This is a genomic window from Flavobacterium sp. RNTU_13, from assembly GCF_046614455.1.
Taxonomy (GTDB): domain Bacteria; phylum Bacteroidota; class Bacteroidia; order Flavobacteriales; family Flavobacteriaceae; genus Flavobacterium.
Map to the genome: position 1 here is coordinate 235492 of NZ_JBKJHB010000003.1, position 25630 is coordinate 261121.

Annotated in this window: 16 protein-coding genes; 6 read left to right on the plus strand and 10 right to left on the minus strand. The window is 39.8% G+C overall.

Annotation, left to right across the window (positions count from 1 at the left end):
* Positions 1 to 8: 8 nt before the first annotated feature.
* Both ACLI08_RS09295 and ACLI08_RS09300 read right to left on the minus strand, forming a co-directional pair.
* A complete protein-coding gene (locus ACLI08_RS09295) occupies positions 9 to 2324 on the minus strand; it encodes a BamA/TamA family outer membrane protein (protein WP_411428209.1) in 2316 nt (771 codons plus the stop codon).
* Complete coding sequence (locus ACLI08_RS09300; RefSeq protein WP_411428210.1) at positions 2311 to 7446, minus strand: translocation/assembly module TamB domain-containing protein; 5136 nt, start codon at positions 7444 to 7446, stop codon at positions 2311 to 2313. Before ACLI08_RS09300 ends, ACLI08_RS09295 begins: the two co-directional genes overlap by 14 nt.
* A gap of 522 nt (positions 7447 to 7968) precedes the next feature.
* Here ACLI08_RS09300 and ACLI08_RS09305 point away from each other — a divergent pair.
* Genes ACLI08_RS09305 through ACLI08_RS09315 form a run of 3 tightly spaced genes read left to right on the plus strand, consistent with a single transcriptional unit; the run spans position 7969 to position 11727 of the window.
* On the plus strand, positions 7969 to 9624 hold the full coding sequence (locus ACLI08_RS09305) for an LTA synthase family protein (protein ID WP_411428211.1): 1656 nt from the start codon (positions 7969 to 7971) through the stop codon (positions 9622 to 9624).
* A gap of 31 nt (positions 9625 to 9655) precedes the next feature.
* Positions 9656 to 10336 (plus strand): response regulator transcription factor, encoded by a 681-nt coding sequence (locus ACLI08_RS09310; RefSeq protein WP_411428212.1) that lies wholly within the window; start codon positions 9656 to 9658, stop codon positions 10334 to 10336.
* Positions 10336 to 11727, plus strand: coding sequence for an ATP-binding protein (locus ACLI08_RS09315; RefSeq protein ID WP_411428213.1), 1392 nt, complete (start codon positions 10336 to 10338; stop codon positions 11725 to 11727). Before ACLI08_RS09310 ends, ACLI08_RS09315 begins: the two co-directional genes overlap by 1 nt.
* Here ACLI08_RS09315 and ACLI08_RS09320 read toward each other — a convergent pair.
* The 5 genes from ACLI08_RS09320 to ACLI08_RS09340 all read right to left on the minus strand — a co-directional run bounded on the left by ACLI08_RS09320 (position 11717) and on the right by ACLI08_RS09340 (position 16460).
* The gene (locus ACLI08_RS09320) at positions 11717 to 12283 is read right to left on the minus strand and encodes a pseudouridine synthase (protein ID WP_411428214.1); all 567 of its coding nucleotides are present in this window, start codon (positions 12281 to 12283) and stop codon (positions 11717 to 11719) included. The two genes, ACLI08_RS09315 and ACLI08_RS09320, sit on opposite strands and share 11 nt — an antisense overlap.
* A 42-nt stretch (positions 12284 to 12325) precedes the next feature.
* Positions 12326 to 14779, minus strand: coding sequence for a DUF5686 family protein (locus ACLI08_RS09325; protein WP_411428215.1), 2454 nt, complete (start codon positions 14777 to 14779; stop codon positions 12326 to 12328).
* A gap of 6 nt (positions 14780 to 14785) precedes the next feature.
* Positions 14786 to 15205, minus strand: coding sequence for a type II 3-dehydroquinate dehydratase (gene aroQ, locus ACLI08_RS09330; protein ID WP_411428216.1), 420 nt, complete (start codon positions 15203 to 15205; stop codon positions 14786 to 14788).
* Positions 15206 to 15353: 148 nt separating this feature from the next.
* On the minus strand, positions 15354 to 15896 hold the full coding sequence (locus ACLI08_RS09335) for a porin family protein (protein WP_411428217.1): 543 nt from the start codon (positions 15894 to 15896) through the stop codon (positions 15354 to 15356).
* Between the two features lie 36 nt (positions 15897 to 15932).
* On the minus strand, positions 15933 to 16460 hold the full coding sequence (locus ACLI08_RS09340; protein ID WP_411428218.1) for a porin family protein: 528 nt from the start codon (positions 16458 to 16460) through the stop codon (positions 15933 to 15935).
* A gap of 322 nt (positions 16461 to 16782) precedes the next feature.
* Between ACLI08_RS09340 and sucC the strand changes: the two genes are divergently transcribed.
* Together sucC and ACLI08_RS09350 are read left to right on the plus strand one after the other, a co-directional pair.
* The gene (gene sucC, locus ACLI08_RS09345) at positions 16783 to 17976 is read left to right on the plus strand and encodes an ADP-forming succinate--CoA ligase subunit beta (RefSeq protein ID WP_411428219.1); all 1194 of its coding nucleotides are present in this window, start codon (positions 16783 to 16785) and stop codon (positions 17974 to 17976) included.
* Positions 17977 to 18205: 229 nt separating this feature from the next.
* Entirely contained in the window at positions 18206 to 20839 is a 2634-nt protein-coding gene (locus ACLI08_RS09350) for a DNA gyrase/topoisomerase IV subunit A (protein ID WP_411428220.1), read from the plus strand.
* A 70-nt stretch (positions 20840 to 20909) separates the two neighbouring features.
* On the opposite strand, the gene ACLI08_RS09355 is transcribed toward ACLI08_RS09350, so the two are convergent.
* The 3 genes from ACLI08_RS09355 to ACLI08_RS09365 all read right to left on the minus strand — a co-directional run bounded on the left by ACLI08_RS09355 (position 20910) and on the right by ACLI08_RS09365 (position 24046).
* A complete protein-coding gene (locus tag ACLI08_RS09355) occupies positions 20910 to 22727 on the minus strand; it encodes a chloride channel protein (protein ID WP_411428221.1) in 1818 nt (605 codons plus the stop codon).
* Between the two features lie 72 nt (positions 22728 to 22799).
* The gene (locus ACLI08_RS09360; RefSeq protein WP_411428222.1) at positions 22800 to 23465 is read right to left on the minus strand and encodes a DNA alkylation repair protein; all 666 of its coding nucleotides are present in this window, start codon (positions 23463 to 23465) and stop codon (positions 22800 to 22802) included.
* Positions 23465 to 24046, minus strand: coding sequence for an ACP phosphodiesterase (locus ACLI08_RS09365; protein ID WP_411428223.1), 582 nt, complete (start codon positions 24044 to 24046; stop codon positions 23465 to 23467). Before ACLI08_RS09365 ends, ACLI08_RS09360 begins: the two co-directional genes overlap by 1 nt.
* Before the next feature lie 122 nt (positions 24047 to 24168).
* On the opposite strand from ACLI08_RS09365, the gene glmM reads away from it, so the two are divergent.
* Positions 24169 to 25560, plus strand: a complete 1392-nt coding sequence (glmM, locus tag ACLI08_RS09370; RefSeq protein WP_411428224.1) for a phosphoglucosamine mutase — start codon at positions 24169 to 24171, stop codon at positions 25558 to 25560.
* Positions 25561 to 25630 lie beyond the last annotated feature (70 nt).

Genomic DNA, 25630 nt, shown 5'->3' on the forward strand with positions numbered 1-25630 from the left:
ACTGAACTCTAGAACGGGTACCCTATACCTATATTAAGTACAAGGTTTTCTTTCCTCCAGCTACGGCTTCCTACATCTATCTGATTTATTACCCATGGGCTACCTTCGGTAACAGCCGGCCTGCGTAGCGGGAATGCCAAATCTGCCCTCACTACCAGGAAAGATAAATCCAAACGCAATCCTAAGCCGGTTCCTACAGCGAGCTGATTAGTAAATTTGTTGCTAAACTCTGCTCCGGGCCTGTTAGGGTCTTTGTTCCAAAGCCATATATTACCTGCATCTACAAATACTGCCCCGTGAAAAATGCGGTATAGTTGTGCCCTGTATTCTGCATTCATTTCCAGTTTAATATCGCCACTTTGGTCCGGCAGGAAACTATTGCTATTCTGGTTAGGGTCTATATAGCCACCAGGGCCTATAGAACGCGCCCTAAAGGCACGAATACTATTTACGCCACCTATAAAAAACTGCCTTACATAGGGTAAAGATGTAGAGTTACCATACGGATAACCAATACCTGCGATGACCCTTGTGGCTATTTGCGACTTTTCATTTAACTTTAAGTAATATCTAAAATCCTGCTCTGTTTTAGCAAATTGGCTAAACGGAACATTAAGTATTGTAACCGGGTCACTGGCTTTTGCGCCGGTAGCCAGTCCGGTAATGGTGCCGGCAAGTTCTATAGTACCCTTGTAATAAAATGTATTTCGTTTCCTTTTAAGGTCTGTATTGGTGTACATGAACGAATAGGTAGGGCCAAAGATGAGCTGTTTCTGTATCACTTTCCTTAGCGCTGCTTTTTGTGTGGTGTCTGCAGCATCTATCCTGTCATAATATTCCTGGGTGATGCTTGCCGGGCTTACATAATTTATATCTGTAACATACAGTTGTTGTTCCGTATGTACGTTGTTTTTCCATAAGTAGCCGAATTGAGCTCTAAAGTTATTTAGCGCATACAGCTTTATCCTTTTCTGAAATTCATAGCTTAACGACGCTTTGGTTTTAGGTACATAAGCGCTACTGTCTTTTATATGAATAGGTGTAATAAAACGTGGCCAAACCAGGCTGGTTTCACCACCAATTCTGTACACATTATAACCTTTGTTTTGACCTGCTACCTGAATTTCCATTCCCCCGAATGCCGATACCGATAATACCTCAGCCGCGCGGAATGTATTACGGTTACTCCAGCTTATACTTATCTCGGCACCGTTATAATTAGCCGAATTTGTCTTTGCTGTAGTCGTCTGGTTAATGGACTTTTTACGCTGCGGAGTGAGGTAATAGTATACATCTAGCGTATTTTTTAACGAATCTGATGGTTTAAACTCATTTTTTACAAACTTAAATGTTCCTAAATTAATTAAACGATTCAGTGAAAGGTTATGGTCTCTACGGCTGTAGGTATCTCCACGGTGGAAAAATAGTGTACGGTCATAAATTTTAGGTTTAAATGTATGGGCAGAATCTATAATGGTAAAGTCTTTATAGTGTTCTACCGCTGCCGGAGCCGCCTTTATACTGTCCTGATTGTTTGTAAGAGAATAATTAGGGTAAACAATTATCTTATCTATTTTGTATACCTGCTTGGCCTCATCGGGAGTTTTATCCTTTATAACCAAGCGCAAATCTACCTGGTAGTTGCCTACGGTACTGTCTACTTTAACCAATATATAATCAGGGTTAAAGTAGTAATATCCACGATTTTTTAAACGCTGGTCTATACGTTCGCGCTCTGCTTTAATCACATCAAGGTCATAAGGATTGCCACTTTTTAAAAGCGTACGCCTTTTAAGCCTTGAGATATCTTTTTCCAGCTGGCCAGCCGTGCTGTCTGACGGAAAGGAAACATTCCTTATTTTAAATTGTTTTTTAGTAGTTACAGTATATAGTGCCTTTGCCCGTTTGTTTTTTGAAATAGAATCTGCCGAGGTCCGTGTTTTAAAATAGCCTCGGTTTTCCATATAGTTTTGCAAAATATCTGCATTGTAATCAAGGTCTACCTGGCTAAATAGCACCGGCGGTTCGCCCACTTTATTGCGCAGCCAGTTTCTAAAGCCTTTTTCTTTTTTTGGTTCTCCGGCGAGGTTATAGAAGTATAATTTAAACCTGAGCCCAAAGAAATTACTGTTGGGTTTCGGCCTAAGCAGCTCTTCGAGTTCTTTTGTAAGTGCCTTTTTTTCTTTTTTAGGCATAAGGCTATCGTTGATGGTTACTTTTCCACCTGTGTATAGCAAGTCGCCTTTTGGCAAGTGCTTTGTATTACTGCAACCTGCTACAAATAGTATAAAAAACAGTATATATAGTATTTTAATTATCTTCATTATTAGTGCTGTTTGGCGGTAAATTTTTCTCGGCTGCTTTTTTCTGTTCTTCCTGTGTTTTCTCGCGGTTTTTCTCCTCTTTTTCCCTCGCGCGGCGCTCACGTTCGCGTTGTAGCATTTCTCGCTCTTCAGGTGTTCTGTGAAAAAGTTCGCGGAATTTATCGTAACTCATTGTAATTACAAACGATACTCCCGTTTCTATAACCTGTCCTTGTAATGCGACCTGATATTCATTTTTACGGAAAGCCCTAACCAGATACCTTCCGTCCTGAGTAAGGCGGTAATCTACCGAAACATCACCGGCTATATTGGTGGTTTGCTGATTTGGCTGCTGAGGGCCTTCAAGCCCGAAACTACTTCCTACGGTAACTTTTAAGCGATCGTCAAACAATGTTTTAGAAACGCCTACGTTCAGGTCTGTCCTGGAAGCCTGCTCGCCGGTTGTGTAATCTTCGGTAGACTCCAGGTCAAAGTTAAGTTGTACTCCTTTTATCAGGTCAGATGCCAGGTTGTTAAGCTGCTGGGAAAGTATCTTACTCACACTTTGCCTAGCTAAAGCTTCAGCACTGGTTCCGCCGGCTTCGCTGGAAAAAGGATTTTCGCCTATAAAGCGGTTTAACAGCAATAGCGCCAAAACCTGTTTGTTCAATTCCGAGGGTTGCTGCCTGATTTCCTCTAGCTTGGTATTTGTAGTTTCAATAATGTCTGTAGAAACATTGTAGTTACCATCAGGGATTTGTATATCAAATGAAAGTTCAGGTTTTAATAGTTCACCGTTTATTTTAAGCAGCGTATTTACCGGAATCTTTTGTTTGTACGTATTAATCTCCGACTGTGTTTTTCCCGAAATCTGATTCAGTACAAGATCTATAGGAGAGGTTTCGGTTTGATACACTGCTGTGATGTTTAGGTTAGCAGCGGTAGGTTCGCCTGTCCATAAAATGTAACTTCCTTTTTGTATATCAAACTTACGCTTTATAAAATTGAAGCTCATTTGATAAGCCCCTTCATTAAACTCGTAGCGCCCGGTAAGCGTGGTTTTTCCGGATGGGTCTATACCTCCGGTAAGTTGTGCTTCGCCTTTTAGTTCCAGATAGTCGCCATTTCCTTTATCTACAATGAGGTTCATGGTAGCCTCTTTGTCAATACCTATATTAAGAGATACATCTAAACCTTCCAGCGCCGACTTATTAACAGTTTGCTCAATTTTTAATCGTTGTAATGCTTCCTGGTTATCTTCATCTACAAATTCTACAACACCCTCTCTGTCTGCAATGCGTGGGTCTTGCTGGGGAAGTACAACCGTAAAGTTTGTATCTTCATTTATATTTATGCTTCCGTTAACTACAGGGTTTTCTAAGGTGCCTTTTAGTTTTAGGTTAGCGTCAAGGTATAAGTCGCCATAGTAAAAATCATTGTCTTTCGCTTTGCTGTTTATGGCCCGGAAATTTTCGGCATCGACGGTAAGGTTAAAGCCAAACTTCCTATAATCGGTTGTAGCAATATTTCCGTTTAGGGTTAGGAGGTTATTATTTTCATCTTCAATGGTAAAGTTGTTCATGGCTATACCATCTTTGGTAAAACTTATGTTTTTGTTTATGCCCTTGTACAAGGCATTTAACTGTGTAACCCTAAAGCTAACTTCGTTAAACTTTAAATCACCCACAATATCAGGGTCTTTAGCGGTACCGGCTATATTAAACCGGCCAGACAGGTAACCCTCACTGTCTTTAAGGCTACCAAAACTCAGTGCCTGCACACTGGTCATATTAAACTTTTCGATATTAAGCATCATTTTAAAGCCCGATGTACTGGTGTTGTAATCTCCATTTAGGTTTAGCTGGTTGCCATTTCCAGTTACTGCAACATCTGCCGTAAACGTGTTTGCCACCTTATTGTTTACGTTTATTTTAATGTTACCCACAGTGTCTTTTGCCACTGCAAAATCGGTAATATCTAGCTGAGATTCAAATACCGGCTTTGTTGTAATGTCTGTAACCCGAGCTGTTCCATTTATAGTTCCCTTAAATTTGGTTTCCTCTTTTTGCACCGCGTTTGTAAGGGTTTCTATGGTAAAGTTTTCTAACGATACATTAAGTGGACTGTTTGGCTGTTCTGATTCGCTGTTAAGTTTTAGTGCCCCGCCATTATTACTGATTTCGAAGTTCCTTGCGAAAAAACCATCTTTACCAAAACGAAGCAGGTTGTCCTGGGCAACTGTCCATTCCTCGTAATTAAGCATCAGCCCGTCAGGGTTAAGGCTAATTTGGTTTTGTTGTTCTTTGGCTTCCAGTTTACCCGCAAGCATATACTGCTGTTTTTTGGCCTGATCGTCTATTTCAAGCTTGTAGTTAACTACGTTATCCTTTATATCGCCCTGGAGGGTTGTGTTTCCTAATCGGAAAGAACTATTTTCCAAAGCGTCTATCTTAATGGCATAAACCATAGCAGTGTCTTTGGTAGCTATATTTGCGGTAACACCATTTACAGTGTTATTACCATATACAATCCTCGGTATGTTGGCATTTATAATAAGGCTGTCATTTTTACTGCTGTAATAACCTGCAATATCTATGGGCTCAAATCTTTTTAACTCCGGAAGTATCTTTGATAATATAGGGTCATTGTCTACTTTAATTGAAAAAGTTATTTGCTGCGGGTTCTCAGGCTTATCCAATTTTTGAACTTTACCGGTATTATAAAATTTAGCTACAGTCCTTTGTATAGCGGCTGGCAGCGCAGTAACTTTATACTTACCGGTGGCATTAGCCTTTAAAAACTGAGAATCAATTTTTATTGCCGTAGTATCTGCAGTGGATATAGCAGCAATCTTTACCGAATCCATGGCAAACTGTTCTTTTTCATTCGCAAAAATAAAATGGTGTATTGCCACCTTTCCGTTTAGGTTATCGGGGTTAGCATCGCTTATATCAGCATCAACATTACCTCGAAGTTTTAATGGGCCGGCGTGAAGTCGTAACTTTTCAAGATCTATTATATCTATATTAAGGTGAACTTTACCATACGGAAACTTACCTTTAAATCCACCTGCGGCATCTAGCGCAAAGTCAATATTCGGGTCTTTCATACCCGCTTTTGCATCGAATTTACCGTTGTTTATTTTGCCATTTACAGAGAGATTTCTGTAGGTGTAGCCATTATACTCAGCCTTTGTAACGGTACCTTTTACCGCAGCATTTGCCTTTTCAGGATTTAATCCCGTTCCCTTTATATGTGCGTTAAGGCTAATTTTTCCTAAAGAGTCATTTTTTATCAGCCTACCCAAATCAAAGTTGCCTAAGTTTACCGTAGCATCATATTTTTCCCTGTTCTTTACAGACTGGTCAAAAGTTCCCCTTACAGCAGCGCTGCCATAACTGCTGTTTAGGTTAAGGTTTGTATTTAGCTTGTTTAAGGTGCCTTTAAACGTTCCTTTTAAAGCAATACGTTCCGGGATGCTAATAGTGCCCGGCAAAGCACCTTCGGGTACAAAAGTTTTGATGTCTTTAGCGGTAGTGTTTAGCTCTTGTATGTCTAAATCAAAATAAGCTTTTTTAGCGTCGGGTAGCCCTTTTATGCGTCCGCTTGCGGCAAGTGTGGTATTTCCTATCCCGTAAATTTTTAGCCCGTTTATTTTCAGGTCCGAAACCAGTCCGATAACTGTACCGTCAATGTACAGCTGACCATCTGGATTTTCTTTAAAAGGGGCTGTGTTGATTAGGTTAGGCGCAAACAATAAAACATCTTTAAAACCTACATGGCTTTCTGTAAAATTAGCATTAACACCTATTTTGCCTATATTCTTGTTTATGTTAGCCAAAGAAGGATAGCTTACGGCAATACGGTTTGAAACTTTAGTATCCGGCGTTTCCAAATATAAGTTCAGCAATTTAGCGCCGCGCGCTGTGTAACTAAAATTGGTTTGTAATTGTTTTACGTGGAGACCACTTTTTTCCTTTACCGAAAATTGCTGTATATCTCCGGAAATGTCGTTCTCCTTATACGAGAAATTATTTGCTTTTAAGTTAAGGTTGGTAACTTTAAGGTGTTTGTAATCAATTCCTTTCTTTACAGCAACCGCCGAAAGGTCGTCATATTTAAAGTTGACGTTACTAATAGCTGTTTTGCCGAGTTTAAATTTCCACGATGCCTTTTCTACCGCTACAGACTTTGCAGGCAATGTTTTAGCCGCTGTTTTTTCAGGGGTGCCCATAGCTAGATTACCGTTCAGGTCTTTTATGGTAAGCGACTGTAAGTCTATAAGTTGTTTTTGAAGATTAACTTCATTAACCTTGGTTTGTAGTTTTACAAGCTTAAGCCCGGTATCTAATTTGCTTCCCTGGTTATCATAACCTATATCAATATTCTCTAAGTTTATTTCATTTAAAACTAAAGAAAGATTTGGTTTCTTACTGGCTTCTTCGGCAACTTTTTGTGTAGACGACACAATTTCATCTACCATACTTTGTTTAAACCGCACTTTGGCTCCGTGCAGCGTTACTGCAGGTATATTAAAGGCAAGTGTGTTAAGATTAAACTCTTTAAAACGCGTATCAAAATGAGTAATGTTTGCGGTGAGGTAATTACCTGTTACATCATCGTCATATTTTACTGCAATATTGTCAAGGTTTACTTTTTCTATCGAAAACTTCATTGGTGCAGATGTAGTATCTTTGGGTTTCCCGCTGTTAAAGGCTTTAATGATATAATCAAAATTAAATACACCTTGTTTGTTACGGTTTACTTTGGCAGTAATTCCTTTAAGATTTACACTGTTAATTTCTACCTCATTGCTAAGCAATTTCGTAAGGCTTATATCTACCGCCAGCTCTTTTCCTGCAAGTAAAGTGTCATGTTGTTGAGATTGAAAATACACATCTTTAAGTATTACTTTTTTTGGAAGCCCAATTTCCACGTAGCCAATAGATACAGGAGTTCCTATCTTGTTTTCAAGATAGCTAACAAGTTGGTCTTTAGCGATGTTCTGGAAATAGGGGATTTGCAGTAGTCCTACTATCAAAAGAAATAAGGCGACAATAGATCCGAAAATCCAAAGAAATATTTTAAGTATTTTTTTAAAATACCTGGCAGGCTTAGATGGTTTTTTTGCAGTGTCATTCATTACGCCTAAAATAAACAATCTCTATGTTTTTAGTTGATAAGGTTTTCATAAAAAACCTACAAAATGTTGAGTTTGCAACTTGGCGTTTTTAACACTTTTCCCTTTCAGTTAGCAGTGTTGCTTAAGATTTACTTAAAGCATTTCTTAACATAATATTAACCTTGTGAAAAAGATGTTATTTTGTACTAGGATAATAGTATATAAATGAAAAATAAGTCAACTGTTTTTAAGAATGCTTCAAAGAGTCGCCTTTCGTTGTGGATACACTTCATATTTGCCTTCATGTTTTTATCTCTCATCTTAAGGCTCGGATTGTTATTTTGGCAATACGGTGAGGTATCGTGGAATCCTTTCAGTATTGTTAGGACTCTGCTAACCGGAGCCTTTTACGATTTAGGAGTTTGTATGTTTATTACCATTCCATCGTTACTATATGTTTTGGTTTGGCCAAATAAATTCGTGGGAAGTATTGCAGATAAAATACTCACTTATTTTTTCTTTTCCCTTACGGTTTTCATACTAATGTTTACATTCCTGGCAGAGGTTACATTTTGGGAAGAGTTTCACGCCAGGTTCAACTTTATTGCAGTAGACTACCTCATCTATACGCATGAGGTGGTAAGTAATATTCAGCAATCTTATCCGCTGCCATTATTAATTGGTATTGTGGCCACTACTACTGTGGCCGAAATATGGCTGTTTGTTAATTGGGGTGTGTTTAAAAATACGTTTACACATAAGATTACCTTTCCGGTTTCTTCGGCAGTGTTTGCCGGCGCAATTGCAGTAGTTACTGTGTTTATTGCGTTTGTAAGAAACAATGATGCAGAGTGGAGTAATAACCGCTATAACAACGAAATTTCTAAAGCCGGGATTTATTCGTTCTTTGCTGAGTTTAGGAATAACCGCATGGATTACGCTGATTTTTATACTACTATAGATAATAAAAAGGCTTTTGAAATGATAAGGGCCGCTGTTAAAGAAGAAGGGGAAACATTTATCTCTCAAGGAACTTCTGTAAAAAGGAAAGTAACCGGAAGTCCTAATGCCGCAAAACCAAATGTGGTATTCATTTTGATGGAGAGTATGAGCGGTTCTTTTATGAAAGAATTTGGCAATGACAAAAATATTACTCCCGCTATGGATGCGTTGGCGCAAGAAAGTGTTTTCTTCAGTAACCTTTATGCAACCGGTACACGTACCGTTAGGGGCATGGAAGCAGTAACGTTATGCATTCCGCCTACACCGGGGCAAAGCATTGTAAAGCGCCCGGATAATCACGGACTATATACTATAAATACTGTGTTTAAAGAAAAAGGTTACCAAAGTAGCTTCTTTTACGGGGGTGATGGGTATTTTGATAATATGAACAGCTACTATGGTGGCAATGGTTTTACTATTTACGACAGGGGGCATGGCAGCATACTTGCCGACGATATTAAGGTTACCCGCAATCATATTGAAGATAATGAGGTAACGTTTGAAAATGCATGGGGTATTTGCGACGAGGATATTTATAAAAAAATGTTGTCTGTAGCCGATGAAAAGTATAAAAAAGGCGAGCCTTTTTTTAATTTTGTAATGACAACCAGTAATCACAGGCCTTATACGTATCCATCGGGCCGCATAGATATTCCGTCGGGTAGTGGTAGGGATGGCGCCGTTAAGTACGCAGACTACGCGCTTGGCAAAATGATTAAAGAAGCTAAGGCTAAGCCTTGGTTTAAGAATACCGTGTTTGTGATTGTAGCAGACCACTGTGCAAGTAGTGCAGGTAAAGATGAAATTGATGTGGCTAACTACCATATACCTGCTTATATTTATAATGCGCAAGGTGTGGCGCCTCAAAAAGTACAGAGCCTTTGCTCTCAGATAGACCTTATGCCTACACTGTTCGGGTTGTTAAACTGGGATTATACTTCAGGATTTTTCGGACAAAATGTGCTGAAAGACAGCTTTAAACAACGAGCTTTACTGGGTACCTATCGAAAGCTGACACTAATGAAGGGTAACGACGTAATGATACTGGGCGACCAGAGGAAACAGAATTTTTATTCGTACGACAAAACCGATAATAGCCTTAAGGCTAAGAAAATAGATAATACATTTCTGGAAGAAGCTATATCGTGGTATCAAACAGCAGATTACCTGTTTGCCAATAAGCTTCTAAAAGAATAATACAATCAAAACCAAGGGGATTTTACACAGTATGGGAAAAGAAATATTAATAGTTGAAGACCAGGAGGGAATTTCTAATTTCCTAAAGCAGGGGCTTGAAGAGGAGGGCTATGCTATTACCGTAGCTTCCAGCGGAGACAAGGGGCTTATGCTGGCACAGCAGCGAAAGTTCGATCTTATGCTGCTGGACTGGATGTTGCCTAAAATGTCTGGGCTAGAGGTGTGTACTGCCGTTAGAAAGTCTAATAAAACTACCCCCATTATTTTCCTTACGGCTAAAGATACTGTACAAGATACTATTACCGGTTTACAAAGCGGTGCTAACGACTATATTAAAAAACCGTTTAGTTTTGAGGAATTGTTAGAGCGTATTAAGGTTCAGTTCCGGTCGGCTACAGAAGAAAGGCCTGTGTTTACTCTAGGCCCGGTAACACTAAAAACCGAGACCCATCAGGTATTTGCCGGAGATAAAGAGGTAGTGCTTACACAAAAAGAGTTTGCCCTGCTGGAGTACCTTATGAAAAATAAGGGTGCTGTGTGCAACCGGATAGATATTATTAAGGATGTATGGAACATTCATTTTGATTATGATACAGGGGTAATAGATGTGTTTATTAACGGTATAAGAAAGAAACTGGGCTTTGCACGCGAAGACAACTATATAAAAACGATTAGAGGTATTGGCTATCTTGCCAATGATGAAGCTGTATAATGAATAAACCTTCTATAAAAAACCGTATTGCCTATTACAACCTGTTTGGCGCTGCTGCACTGGTACTGCTTGTGTTTGTGGTAATCTATCGTATAGTATGGGTAGGAGTGGTGTATGACGTAAATCACGATCTGCAGGAAGAAATAAACAGGCATACGGGGTTTGTAGCCAGCCAGGTGCATTTTGAAAAAATGTCTGAGGATGGCGAATGGAAAGAAATTGAGCATAACAGGGACAAAGGAAATCCTGTGTTTGTTGAAATTTTTGATGCTGATGGAAAGGTCCTCCAAAAGTCGGCCAACTTAAAGAACCGCAATCTGGTACTGCATCATAAAAAAGATACTGCCCACTACGTTGATGCCAAGATAGGGAAAATTGATATCCGTCAGATGCAGGCTCCCTTAGTGAACAATGGTGTTTTAAAAGGGTATGTAGTTATAGGTATGTCTATTACAGACCATTACAGCGTTATGGAAAGCCTGAGGCTGGTGTTATTACTGGCTTATCCGGCGGTATTAATATTGTTGTTTTTCCTGACTCGTTTTATAGCTGGTAAGAGCATGGAACCGGTGTTCAGTATAATATCATCTACCAAGCAAATTACAGATAACAATCTTAGTACACGTATAACGCTTCCTGAAAATAAAGATGAACTGTACACTCTTGCCACCGCTATAAACGATTTACTTGGCCGTGTTGAAAGTGTTGTAGAACGCGAAAAACAATTTACATCGCACGCGTCTCATGAGCTACGTACACCGCTTGCAGTAATTAAAGGTACGCTTGAGGTTTTAATACGTAAACCTCGTACGGCTCAGGAGTATGAAGATAAAATACGGTATTGCGTAAACGAGGTTAACCGCCTTACCACAATAGCAGATCAACTGCTTACATTAACCCGTTTTGAGAGCAGTAAAGAAGTGGTTAATTTACGGCAGCTTGCTATTGATGAGCTAATTTTAGAAACACTTGAACGCCATTCTCCCGAGATTGAAAAACGTAGCCTAAAGGTAGATTTTAAGTTTGAAGATCACTTTTACGTGCAGTCAGATGTTTTTATGACGGGTGTTATAATAGACAACCTTATAGGTAACGCCATTAAATATTCTAATGAAAGCGGTATTGTACAGGTGTCGCTTTCTGCATCCGGGGAATATATAAACTGTGTTATTACCGATAGTGGTATTGGTATAGCACAAGCCGACCTCAGTAGTATTTTTGATCAGTTTTATCGTTCTGAGGCCGAGGAGCATACCGAAATTAAAGGCACAGGCTTAGGGCTTGCCATAGTAAAACGTTACTGTGATATTTTAGGTATATTACTTAATATAAACAGTAAGAAGAATGAGGGTACAACGGTAGTAGTGCGGTTTCCGGTGTTTAAAGGTTAAATGCTGAGATTTCTCTTGCTTCTCCAGGTTGTAGGTCGCCCAGATGTATATTGCCGACTCTTACTCTTACCAGCCTTAGTGTGGGAAACCCGACAGCAGAGGTCATTTTGCGCACTTGCCTAAATTTACCTTCGGTAACTGTTATGCTTACCCAGCTGGTAGGGCCGTGGCGTTCATCCCGTATTTTTCTTGCGCGTTGGGGGAGGTTGGGTATTTCGGTCAGGCGCGCTGCTGCACACGGCAGCGTGGTGTATTTTTGTCCGTGAACACCTATTTGCACTCCGTTTGCTAATTGCACAACAGCTTCATCCGTTATGAGTCCGTCAACTTGGGCGTAGTACTCTTTTTCTACTTTTTTACTCCTTACAACTTCGCTCATCATGCCATCTGTAGTAAGCAGCAGCAGCCCCTCGCTGTCTTCGTCAAGGCGTCCTATAGCCATTGTGCTGGGGTCAAAATCAAATAATTCGCCTAACAGTTTCTTGTTTCTTTTAAGATTATAGGTAAACTGGCTTAGGTAACCCCACGGCTTATATAAAATGTAGTGATGGTGCATGTGCATTTGATTTCAACGGCGGCAAAAATACAATTTTTGTGTTTATTCTAAGAAATCTATGAACGTAAGCCCGAATACTACACCATCTCCTTTAAAACCGCCTTCATAAGACCTTATGTAGTCGAGCCGTAGTAAGCGGAATTTACCTATACCTACATTATCTAGCCCCAATGTAAATTCCATATAAGGACTGCGCTCTGGTGTAGATAACACGTGGTAACCGGCAACGAGGTAATATTGTAATTTATTAAAAAGCGGAATATTATCTGTTATGTATCCCTTAAAATGATGTTCCAGGTGCCCCTCAAAATAGCGGCTATTGGTACTATAGTCATAGTAGGGCAGTAGGTTAAATACATTTAAATAACGTTCGCTTTTTCCCACATGCGTTTGGTTACCGTTAAAGTGTTTCCAGTCAGGGAAAGCTACATTTCCACTGTTAAAGAATATTCCAGAGCGTGCAGCCATCCCCAGTTCGCCAACGTTTGCTATTGTTAAATCGTAAAGCACTCTTCCCGAAAGGTGGTTAAAGTTATAGTCTTTTACAGACGACGCAAATCCTTTTTCATATTTAAGCCAAAGCTGTGGATACTCAGGGCTTGTAATTACTTCCCTGCCATCAGGTTTTGTCCTGTAGGTCTGTCCAAAATTAATACGCGTAGTTACGCTTGCTTTAACCATGTTGTGTTTTTCAAAGGCAGGCGTGGTAAAATCCCATGGCAGTAGCGGATTGTTTGAAGTATACGGATGGTAAATGTCTTTTAGCGTACTAAAATCAGTGTTGTTCCTCAATGCGTGTCTTCTGGTGTATTCGCTGCTTAGATACAGCTTAACACCATTAACCACTTCTTCTTCGTAATTAACTCTTATAAAATTGTTATCGTACAATTTCATGTAGTTATCCCTAAAAAATAATGTGCTTATACTATTTACTATTTTGTTAATGGGGCGGTCTGGATTATATTGTTCTATACTGCTACCGCCACTTAGCCTTACTGTACGTTTTGTGGTGTTATTAAAACGCCTTTCGATAAACCCTGTGGCCCTGAAGCGTTGTTCTGCAAATCCGTAATTTAAATCTGTACCAATGTTTGTAAGGCTATTATTGTTGCCAAACTTAGTGAATTGAAATCCGGGCCCTAGCCAGTAGGCCTGCACGGTATTAAACGCAAGTCTTCTGATAATACCGGTGTAGCTAATTTTCCATTTTTCATTGGTATTGTGGTATGTATACCCTATGGGTATCGATGTCCATTTAAATCTATTTAGCTCTTTATCAAGGCTGTCGCTGTAAACAGGGTTATTTCGCTCGGTTTCTAGCCTGTTTTTTTTAATGTAGTCGTTGCGTTCGTCAATAGCCAGTGGAACCGTACGCGACTGCTCCCAGTAGGCTACCTTTTTACTGGTGCTTTCCGCTTCGTAACGCTGAATTTCGGGCCTGAAGTCAAACTCATCTGCCTTAAAATCATAATTGTAGTTGCTATAGGTTTGAACAAAAGTACCGTTAGCCTTTACATTCAGCAAGCTTACATTAAACAATATTGCCTGATTACTTTTACTCCACAGCTTCTTGTTATTATTATATAAATACTGCTGTTTTATGGTAAGCGTATTTAACAAAGGTTGGCGTATGGTGCTGCCTTTTACAGTAAGGTCTGTAGCGTATAATTCTCCGTCACCGGAAGTAAGATATATGTACCCATTGAAGGTAGGGGAGGTTGCTGATTTACTAACAACTTTTATAGCGTATATTTTTCCTTCTTCTGAGGAAAACGATCCGGCGCTTTCATATCTGTAGTATTCAAAAGCGTTATCTGCAATAGGGGAAATCACGTTAACTTCAAACGGCAGATAATTCCTGTAGAAATCATACCACGTTGCATCTGCATTGTTATAGCTAATACCGCTGTCGTCTCCACTGCTGCGGCTAGCCAAAACGGTTTCATGTATCTTACCAGGTTGTTTATACCTGAGTTTGCTCACCGTTTCGCTGAGGTAAATAATACCATTACCCGTTGTATCTACAGAAGCTCCAAGGTCGCCTATTTGCTGTCCCAGTATTTTTGTAGGTATATTTTCCAGGCGTAGCGTTCCCCTGGAATAGTAATCTACTTCAAACTGAGATTGTTTCTTAGCATTAGTGCGGCGGTTTTGTATGGCTATGCTTACAATGCTGTCTGCTGAGAACATTCCTGTTGTTCGGGCAGCATCAGTCTTTTCTAAATAAACCGTTGTTGAATGGTTTATATCTTTGGCAGATAGGGTTAATTTTTTGGTTTTGTATCCATTAGCCTTAAAAAAAATATCCTTTTTTACCGTACCAAAAGGGCATATAAACTCGCCATTGTCATTGCTTACAACGCTATTGTCTGATTCACCGGAATAAATAGTAACAAACACAATAGGTTTTCCGTCGGTACTTTTAACAACGCCTCTAATTTGAGCGTGAATTGCAAAACAGCAAAGCGTAAGCAGGGCAATAGCGATATGTTTCATATATATTTAGGTTAAAAAAGATAGTAATGCCAGTTCGTAGCTCTTTAAACCAAAGCCTATGATAACGCCCGATGATACCGGCGACAAATATGACTGGTGACGAAAGCTCTCACGCGAAAACGTATTGCTTATGTGTACTTCAATTACGGGAGTAGTAATGGCTTTTACAGCATCGGCTATACCTACAGACGTGTGCGTATAAGCACCTGCATTAAGTATAATGCCATCGTAATCAAATCCTGTTTCCTGTATTTTAGTTATCAGTTCGCCTTCTATATTGCTTTGGTAGTACTCTAATTCGGCTTGAGGATATTTTTGCTGTATAAGGCTAAGGTATTCTTCAAAGGTAAGATGGCCGTATACTTCCGGTTCGCGTTTGCCTAGTAAGTTAAGGTTTGGGCCATTAATAATTATAATTTTTTTCATCGTAAAATTTGTGTTTGTAAGTATTAGTAAAAATAATTAACACTAGTTTTCTGAAGGTATATAAAGTGAAAATATTAACAGTTAAAAAAAATAAAAAACCGGCAAGGTAGTTAAGCCCTGCCGGTTTTTTTATACATTTTGCTTTTTCTTAGAAGAAGTTGTACCCCACAGAAAGCTGGAATACACCATTTTTAATATCGGCTTTATATGCCTCATTGTCGTTAATATTTGTAAGACCTGCCACATATCTTGCCTGTACAAAAAGTCCAGCTATAAGCTTTGCTTCTATACCACCGGCAAGACCTAAGTCTGTGCTTTTGGCTTTAAAGTCTTTAGTATCTTTTGTAAGGAATGAGAATTGAGGACCTGCAACTAAACTTACCTTTTCCGGTAAGATGTAAAATTTAGCCAGTACCGGTACGTTTACGTAGTCAAGTTTAATGTCACTTGCTTCGTTAACCTTTGCTCCCTGAGATGAGTAAATAGCTTCACCCTGTACAGAAAATGAAGGTGTAATGTTTAGTTCTAAAACAGCACCTGCATGCCAGCTTGTTACTGATTTAGTGTTTACGCCATCGGCTCCGTTAAGGTTTGCAAAGTTAGCGCCACCCTTAATACCAAAGTCTACCCCTTGTGCCTGCGCAGCATAGGCGCCTAGCACCGTTATAACTGCAATAAATAGTTTTTTCATAGTTAGTACAAATACATATTGGTTATAAAAATTCTTTTAAAACTGTACCCCTACAGACGCCTGTACCACAGTATTTTTTATTTCGGTAACTCCCGAAACATTTTTTGTACCGCTTACGTATCGTGCCTGCAGAAATATATTATCTGTAGCAAAAATTTCAAGTCCGGCTGCCAGGCTGAAATCAAAAGTCTGGCTATCATAGGCTTTAAAATTCCTGCTCTCGTTTATCAGCATGCCAAATTGTGGGCCAAAATGTATATTAAATCCATCAGTAGGATAGATTTTAAGCATTATAGGCACATTAAAATACCCAAGTTCAAATTTCTGTGTATCTGTTTTGGCTCCTTGTCTGGAGTAAATAAGTTCGGGCTGTATAGCAAAGTATTTAGACTTGGCTATATAGCTTTCATAACTTGCCCCTATATGGTAACTCGTAAGAACGTTAAACCCTTTGTCACCGTTTCCTCTGAAATTAGAAAAGTTAAACCCTCCTTTTATCCCAAATTGAGCGCTGGCAGTAAAACAGCCTGCAAGCAGTGCTGCGGATAGTAAAATTTTTTTCATTTGTATTGGTTAAATTACACCCACAAAAATAAAGAAAAGGACTGTTAAAGCTAATGGTTTTAAAACACATTTAACCAATTTGGCTATAAATTAACTCAGTGTGAATGCCTTCAGCTTTAACTACTTCGTTATAATTAAGCCATGTAGTAGTTTATGCAGTTAAATTTACGATTACTTAAACGTAGCTTACCTTTAGCTGTGTTGAATTGATGAGGTAATAAAAATCTATACCTTTTTAGCAGGAAAAAGTTTAAAATACTTTCGGCAATTTGATTGTATTTATTATTTTTGTTGCACTTTTAATACGATAAACGCATATATCATGAATTTACACGAATATCAGGGAAAAGAAATACTGGCAAGCCACGGTGTACGTGTGCAGCGCGGTATTGTAGCTAACAATCCCGCTGAGGCCGTAGCAGCCGCTAAGGAACTTACTGCACAGACCGGTACAGGCTGGTACGTTATTAAAGCACAGATACACGCTGGTGGACGCGGTAAAGGTGGCGGTGTAAAACTTGCCAAAAACCTTGACCAGGTACAGGAAATTGCAGGACAAATAATAGGTATGGATCTTATTACCCCGCAAACGCCTCCTACTGGTAAAAGGGTTCACAAAGTACTTGTTGCTGAAGATGTATACTACCCTGGTGAAAGTGAAACTTCAGAATTCTATATGTCTGTACTTCTTAACAGGGCAAACGGACGTAACATGATTATGTATTCTACCGAAGGAGGTATGGATATTGAAGAAGTTGCTGAGCATACTCCGGATGCTATCTTTACAGAAGAGATAGACCCATCTGTAGGCCTTCAGGGCTTCCAGGCAAGGAGAATAGCCTTTAACCTTGGGCTAAGCGGTAATGCTTTTAAAGAAATGGTAGCGTTTGTAGCTGCACTTTACAAAGCATATACAGATAGTGATGCCTCAATGTTTGAGATTAACCCTGTACTTAAAACTTCAGACAACAAAATACTTGCAGTAGACGCTAAAGTGGTACTTGATGACAATGCCCTTTATCGCCAAAAAGCATACGCTGACATGCGTGACGTTCGTGAAGAAAACCCGATTGAGGTAGAAGCTAAAGAAGCTGGCCTTAACTACGTGGATCTTGACGGTACTGTAGGTTGTATGGTAAACGGTGCAGGTCTTGCAATGGCTACAATGGACCTTATTAAATATGCAGGGTTTGAGCCGGCTAACTTCCTTGACGTAGGTGGTACTGCAGATGCTAAGCGTGTAGAAACGGCTTTCCGTATCATTCTTAAAGACCCTAACGTAAAAGCTATCCTTATTAACATATTTGGTGGTATTGTACGTTGCGACCGTGTTGCTCAGGGTGTTGTAGATGCTTACCAAAACATGGGCGACGATATTAAAGTGCCTATCATTGTACGTTTACAAGGTACTAACGCTGAGGTGGCAAAAGAGCTTATAGATAACTCTGGTATGCCTATACTATCTGCTGTTGCTTTCCAGGAAGCTGCAGACCAGGTACAAGCTGCACTTAGCTAAGAATTATTTTAGCTAAGAATTATTATTGCATACACTTTCCGTCATTGGTGACGAAGGAAGCAATTTAAATATAAATCCCGTAAGGTTTCTTACGGGATTTTTTTTGTTTTTTACTAAACAGTACCTGTCTCTGTTTCTTATTTAAAGCCATAATTATTATATTTGTAGAAATCGAGTTTTATAGTATAAACACTAAGATTTTCGACCTAAATAAACACAGGAGGAATACATGGACGAAGAACATCTTGAGCCTTTAGAACGAGGCGAAGCCCATTACAACCCCGGAGAACATGAACCCGAAACCGGCGATACCATAACCAAGGTAACCGGTATGTATAAGGACTGGTTCCTGGATTACGCATCATACGTAATTTTGGAGCGGGCCGTGCCTGCTATTGAAGATGGTTTTAAGCCCGTACAGCGTCGTATTATGCACTCGCTCAAGGAGCTGGATGACGGCCGCTACAACAAAGTGGCTAACGTGGTGGGGCACACCATGCAGTACCACCCACACGGCGATGCCAGTATAGGTGACGCTATAGTACAGATAGGGCAGAAGGACTTGCTGATTGACACACAGGGTAACTGGGGTAACATACTTACCGGTGATGGAGCTGCGGCTTCCAGGTACATAGAGGCAAGGCTGAGTAAATTTGGCCTAGAGGTGTTGTATAGCCCAAAGATTACTACGTGGCAGCTAAGCTATGACGGGCGTAAGAATGAGCCTGTAAACCTGCCTGTAAAGTTCCCTTTATTGTTGGCTCAGGGTGCGGAAGGTATCGCTGTAGGTTTATCTACAAAGGTATTGCCGCATAATTTTATTGAGCTTATAGATGCGTCTATCAAGGTTCTTAAAAATAAGCCTTTTACATTATATCCTGATTTCCCTACTGCCGGTATTGCAGACATGACCAACTATAATGATGGTATGCGTGGCGGACGTGTACGTGTACGTGCTAAGATTTCCCAGCTGGATAAAAGTACGCTCGTTATTACACAAATACCGTTTAGTACTAATACCAGCACGCTTATAGACAGTATTCTTAAGGCAAATGAAAAGGGTAAAATAAAGGTTAAGAAAATAGAGGATAACACCGCTGCAGACGTTGAGATTCTTATCCATTTGCCACCGGGAGTTTCACCAGATAAAACTATAGACGCGTTATATGCGTTTACCGCCTGCGAAACCTCTATAGCGCCACTTGGCTGCGTTATAGAGAACCATAAACCTTTTTTTGTGGGTGTAAGCGAAATGCTTCGTATTTCTACGCATCGCACCGTAGAACTTCTTAAGCGTGAACTGGAGATAGAACTTGGGGAGTTAGAGGAACAGTGGCACTTTTTGTCGTTAGAGCGCATATTTATAGAAAACCGTATTTACCGCCTTATTGAAGAGGAGGAAACATGGGAAGGTGTAATAAAGGCGATTGATGAAGGGTTAAAACCTTTTACAAAACACCTCCGACGCGCCGTTACCGAGGAGGATATTGTTAGGCTTACAGAAATCCGCATTAAACGTATTTCTAAATTCGATATAGATAAAGCCCAGGAAAAACTTGAAGCTTTAGAGGGAGAAATAGAGCAGGTTAAATATAACCTTGAACATATTATAGATTTTGCGGTAAAATATTTCCAAAACCTTAAAGATAAATATGGTAAAGGACGCGAACGCAAAACTGAAATAAGGAATTTTGATAACATTGAAGCTACAAAAGTTGTTCTGCGAAATACCAAACTATACGTAAACCGCGAGGAAGGTTTTGTGGGTACCGGACTTAAAAAGGATGAGTACGTTGCAGATTGTAGTGATATAGATGATGTTATTGTGTTCCTTCGCGATGGCAGCATGATTATTTCTAAGGTAGACGTAAAAACGTTTATTGGTAAAGATATTATATACGTGGCTGTTTTCGACAAAAATGACAAGCGTACGGTCTACAACATGATTTACCGTGATGGTAAAAACGGCCCGAGTTACGTAAAGCGTTTTACCGTTACGGGTATTACAAGAGATAAAGTGTACGATCTTACCCAAGGTAATGCAGGAAGCCAGGTGCTTTATTTTAGCGGAAACCCTAACGGGGAGGCTGAAGTAGTTACTGTACTGCTTAGGCAGGTAGGTAGTATTAAAAAGCTGAAAATAGACCTTGATTTTGCCACTTTGGCTATCAAAGGGCGTGCTTCACGGGGTAACACAGTAACTAAATATCCTATTAAGAAGATTGAGCTCAAAGAAAAGGGGATCAGTACGTTAAAGCCGAGAAGAATTTGGTTTGATGATACCGTTCAGCGCCTTAATGTAGATGCCCGTGGTGAACTGCTGGGTGAGTTTAAACCAAATGATCGCCTGCTGGTAATTACAGATAACGGCAAACTAAAAACCATAGTGCCTGAGCTTACAACGCACTTTGAAGACGGTATGATTGTACTGGAAAAGTGGAATCCTAATAAACCTGTTTCGGCTATTTACTATGATGGAGATAAGCAGCGTTATTATATAAAGCGGTTCTTAGTGGAGAACGAAAATAAAGAAGAACTCTTTATATCAGACCACCCCGAGTCACGACTGGAACTTGTAAGTACTGAGTGGAGGCCTGTTGCCGAGGTTATTTTTGCTAAGGTAAAAGGTGTGCAAAAAGATCCTCTTACGGTAGATATTGAGAGTTTTATAACTGTTAAAGGTATAAAAGCTCAGGGTAACCAGCTTACCGCAGAGAAAGTTAAAGAAATAAACACGCTAGACCCACTTCCGTATGAAGAGCCAGAAGAGGAGGAACCGCAGACTTTAATAACAGAGGGTGACGATTCAGAGCCGCATGTAAGCCTTGAAGACGATGGTCAAATAACTTTAAGCCTGGATTAAGACGTTATTTAGATATAAAAAAGCCGCATATAGTTTACTATATGCGGCTTTCTATTTTATTTAAAGGTGTTTATTCTATTACAATTTCTCTGTGTTTTTCGCGGTAAGCTTCTAACACTTTCTCTTTATAAATAAACCCATAATACCTGTCGTCTTTAAGTATGGGCAGATAGTTGGTTTGCGCTTCCTCAAATTTATCCATTATCATTGCTACAGAATCTTCAACTGAAGCAATTACTGATGCTGGCGACATAAGCTCGTCCATGGTGCTGTACTTTACCTTAAATGGGTTAAATACAATCCCCCGTATTATGTTAAAGTCAATGATTCCCAATAGCCGGTTACGATCGTCAGTAACAGCAAAATGGTCATATTTAGAATTAGCCAGCAGCTGTACAATATCATCTGCTTTTGCAAGTGGTGAAACCGTAGGGATATCTGTAATAACAACTTCCATAACATCTATACTGCTTAGTACGTTACGGTCTTTATCTGAAGTAAAAACGTCACCTTTATTTGCCAGGTGTTTTACATCCATGGAGTAGGTTTCAAACTGCTTTGAAACGGCAAAACTTATAGATGATACTAACATAAGCGGCACCATAAGATTATAGCCCCCGGTTATCTCTGCTATCAGGAATATGGCTGTAAGGGGCGCATGAAACAGCCCACTCAGTATACCTGCCATACCTACTAACGTAAAATTGGCTATAGGCAGGTGACTTATGCCAATGAGGTTAAAAAATTTAGCAACAATAAATCCGAGGTATGATCCTACAAATAACGATGGTGCAAAGTTTCCCCCATTTCCGCCGCTGGCAAGGGTAAGGCCGGTTGCTATCGCTTTTATAAGCATGGTTAGGGATATAAACAGTAGTAGAATCCATTCCTTTGATTTCACATTTTCCAGTAATGTATTATCCAGTAATGATTCAGGATTGGTACTGCTCAGTATGCGTATACTCTCATAACCTTCACCAAAAAGTGTTGGGAAAAGAAAAATCAGAACTGCCAGGGGTATAGCACCATACAGTGCTTTGCGGTATCCACCTATTTTTAGCCTGCTAAAGTGTCCTTCTACTTTTTGAAACATTTTAGCATGATATAATGAAACAAAACCTGCAAGTACGCCCAGTATAATATAGTAGATGATATTATGGTAGTCGAATTCCTGGCGCTGACGAAATGTAAGTAATATCTCTTCATCCAGGATAATGGTAGAGGTAAGCGCACCCGTGGCCGCAGCTATCATTATAGGGATGAATGCGGTAATAGACACGTCGGCTAACACTACTTCTATAGCAAAAAGAACGCCTGCAATAGGAGCGTTAAACGCCGCACCAATCCCCGCAGCAACCCCACACGCCAGCATAAGTATACGGTCTTTTTTATGCAGCTTGTATTTTCTGGCAAAATTAGATCCGAATGCCGCCCCGGTGATGGTTATAGGCGACTCTAAACCTGCCGAACCACCAAGCCCTACGGTAAGGGAACTGGTTATAATCTGAGAGTACATTTGTTTGCGGGGCATTATGCCTCCCTTTTTTGCCACCGCCACTAAAATTCGCGAACTGCCTTTTTCTATTTGGTTGTTTAAAACTTTTTTAATGACCCAAACGGTAAGTAAAATACCTACTATGGGTAAAATACTATTTATGTAGGGTAGCTTTAAGTAACCGTTTACGTACGTAGCCAGCCTGAATACGTTGTGTGCAAAGCTCTTTAAGATAATTACGGCAAATGCTGTAGAAAGCCCCACGAGTGCAGCAGATATATAGATAAAGTGCCTTTCAGATAAAAGGCTTTTCATGATAAAGAAAAAACCTTCCAGGCGGGCCAGGTTACGCCTAATAGCCAGGCCTGCTTTAGAAGAGAAGCTTTGCTGCATTATAAAATATGGAATTTCGGGATTTGTAATAAATCACAAATTTACTGCAATTTGTACAAACCAAAGCGGCTTTTATATGTTTTTTAAGGCTTCTCTTACGCTAAGTGGTTTAAGGTTTGCCGTGTTAACGAATTCTCTTACAGTGTTTGCATTTGTTTTTGCGTATTCCCTTAGCGCCCAGCCGATGGCTTTCTGTATAAAGAACTCTTTTGAATAACTGAAGTTATCGCATAGCGAGAATAAAAGGGCGGCATCTGTTTCTTTTTTGTAACCTAACTGAAATAGTATGGCGCTGCGATTCATCCACATATTTTCTGATTTGGCAAATCGCTGAACAACGTGATCGGTTTCATCCGGGAATTGTTTCAGGTAGCCACCTAATACATATTTTGCCAATGGGTCCACGCTGTCCCACCATGACTTCGTAACGATAAAATATTCTATTAATTCAATATCCTGCTGAACAAAGTGTTTCGGCCATTGCTTTACCAGCATATCTACCGCGCAGTACTGATATTCGCGCTCAGGCATGTCGTATAGCGCTTTTGCTATTGACCTAAAGTCTTCCTTCACCTCAGTTTTGTTCAATTGCAAGGCTTGTTTGAAAAGTTCTTTTCTATCTTGGGCTTTTATGCCTAAAAAATCAAAGTTATCTTTCATGTAAGCCGCCATAGGTTTGGCATTTTCTACATTTGCATTTGCAGTAAAACTGCTTATAAGCTGTGTAGTGAAACTCATTAAAAATCGTTTAGTTTAAACTTAATATGGTGCTGTATTTCATTGAAAAAGGCTTTAAATTCCTCTTCGTATTCATTGTAATATTGTTTTAGTTCATCTACTGCGCTACCCATCCCAGAACGCATTTTTGTCCGGCTATCCATTTGTTTTAGTGTACGGTCTATACCTTCTAAAGAAGCGTAGGATACTAACCAGTTATAGCGCGTCATGTGAGGAACCATATCTTTATTGCGTTCAGGTAGTATCTCGTATTGATCATTCAGCAAGGCGTAAAAATCCTGGGCAAAAACGTTTAGCGGAATGTTGCAATATGTATCCCAGTTTTTTGCCAGGAAATGATCATAAAATATGTCCATTATAACACCTGCGTAATGATGGTAGCGTGCATGCAGCCGTTTTGTACCTAACCTAAAAAGTGGGTGGGCATCTGTAAACGTGTCGATTTCCCGGTGTATGATAATGCCTTTAATGATTTCAGGATGAAAACCTTGCGGGTGCCCATGAATGCCATCAGCAATAAAATTACCTATTTTAATAAAGTCGTTGTTACCCGAAAGATATATGTGTGCGAGGAAATTCATGCGGTGAAGATAAATAATTTGTTCCAGCTTTGTAGTTGCTGTAGTAAAGTTTATCTGACTGAATTCTGTAATCTAAGGTTCGAAATACTTATATTTGCTATCCTTAAAATGTAAAAACAGAAATGACGCTAATTAAATCAATATCAGGTATTCGCGGTACTATAGGCGGAAATACCGGAGATAATTTAACCCCTGTTGATGCCGTAAAATTTGCTTCTGCTTACGGTACATTCTTAAAAAATAATTCAGATAAAGATAAATTAACCGTTGTTATAGGCAGGGATGCACGTATTTCGGGCCCCTTGATACACAATCTTGTAGTAAATACACTTGTAGGTTTAGGAATTAATGTTATAGACCTTGGGCTTAGTACTACGCCGACCGTAGAAATAGCCGTTCCGCTTGAAAAAGCTGATGGCGGTATTATACTTACAGCGAGCCACAATCCTAAACAATGGAACGCACTAAAGTTACTTAATGAAAAAGGTGAGTTTCTTAGCGGCGCCGATGGGGCGAAAATCCTTGAGATAGCCGAAGCTGAAGCATTTACTTTTGCAGATGTAGATAACCTGGGTGAAGTTACCCACAACGATGCCTACATGGATATCCATATTGATGAAGTATTGGATTTGGAACTAGTAAATGCCGAGTTGGTTAAAGAAAAGAAATTTAAGGTAGTTGTAGATGGTGTTAATTCATCAGGAGGAATTATAATACCTAAATTACTGGAGCAAATGGGAGTGGAAGTGGTACGCTTGTACTGCACGCCTGATGGTCATTTTCCGCACAACCCGGAGCCTTTAAAGGAACACCTTGGCGATATTTGTAAACTGGTTGTGGAGGAAGAAGCAGATTTTGGTATTGTGGTAGACCCAGATGTGGACAGGCTGGCCTTTATAAGTAATGATGGTGAAATGTTTGGAGAAGAATACACTCTTGTTGCAGTAGCCGATTATGTATTGAGCAAAACTCCCGGTAATACGGTGAGTAATATGTCGTCTAGCAGGGCGCTGCGCGATATTACCCAAAAGCACAATGGTACTTATGAGGCGAGTGCTGTAGGCGAAGTAAATGTTGTAGAGCTAATGAAAAGCAACCACGCTATAATAGGTGGTGAAGGTAACGGGGGAATCATCTATCCGGAATCACACTACGGGCGCGATGCTCTTGTAGGTGTGGCGTTGTTTTTAACGTACCTGGCTGAAAATAATATTACAGATGTGGCTGCGCTAAGGGCTTCTTATCCGCAATATTTTATGAGCAAGAATAAGATAGAACTTACTCCACAAATTGATGTGGATGCCATATTGGTAGCTATGGCCGATAAATACGCAAGTGAAGATATCTCTACCGTAGACGGTGTAAAAATTGACTTGGCTAACGAGTGGGTACATTTGCGCAAAAGTAATACTGAGCCCATTATCCGTATTTATACCGAGGCGCAAACGCAGGAAAAGGCAGATGCGCTTGCTATTCGTGTTATAGATGAAATAAAAGTAGTGGCAGGGATATAATTATTATTTTTGCTATCGCTAAAAGTATAAAAACAGTTGCCGGTTATTTTCCGGCGACTGTTTTTTTATT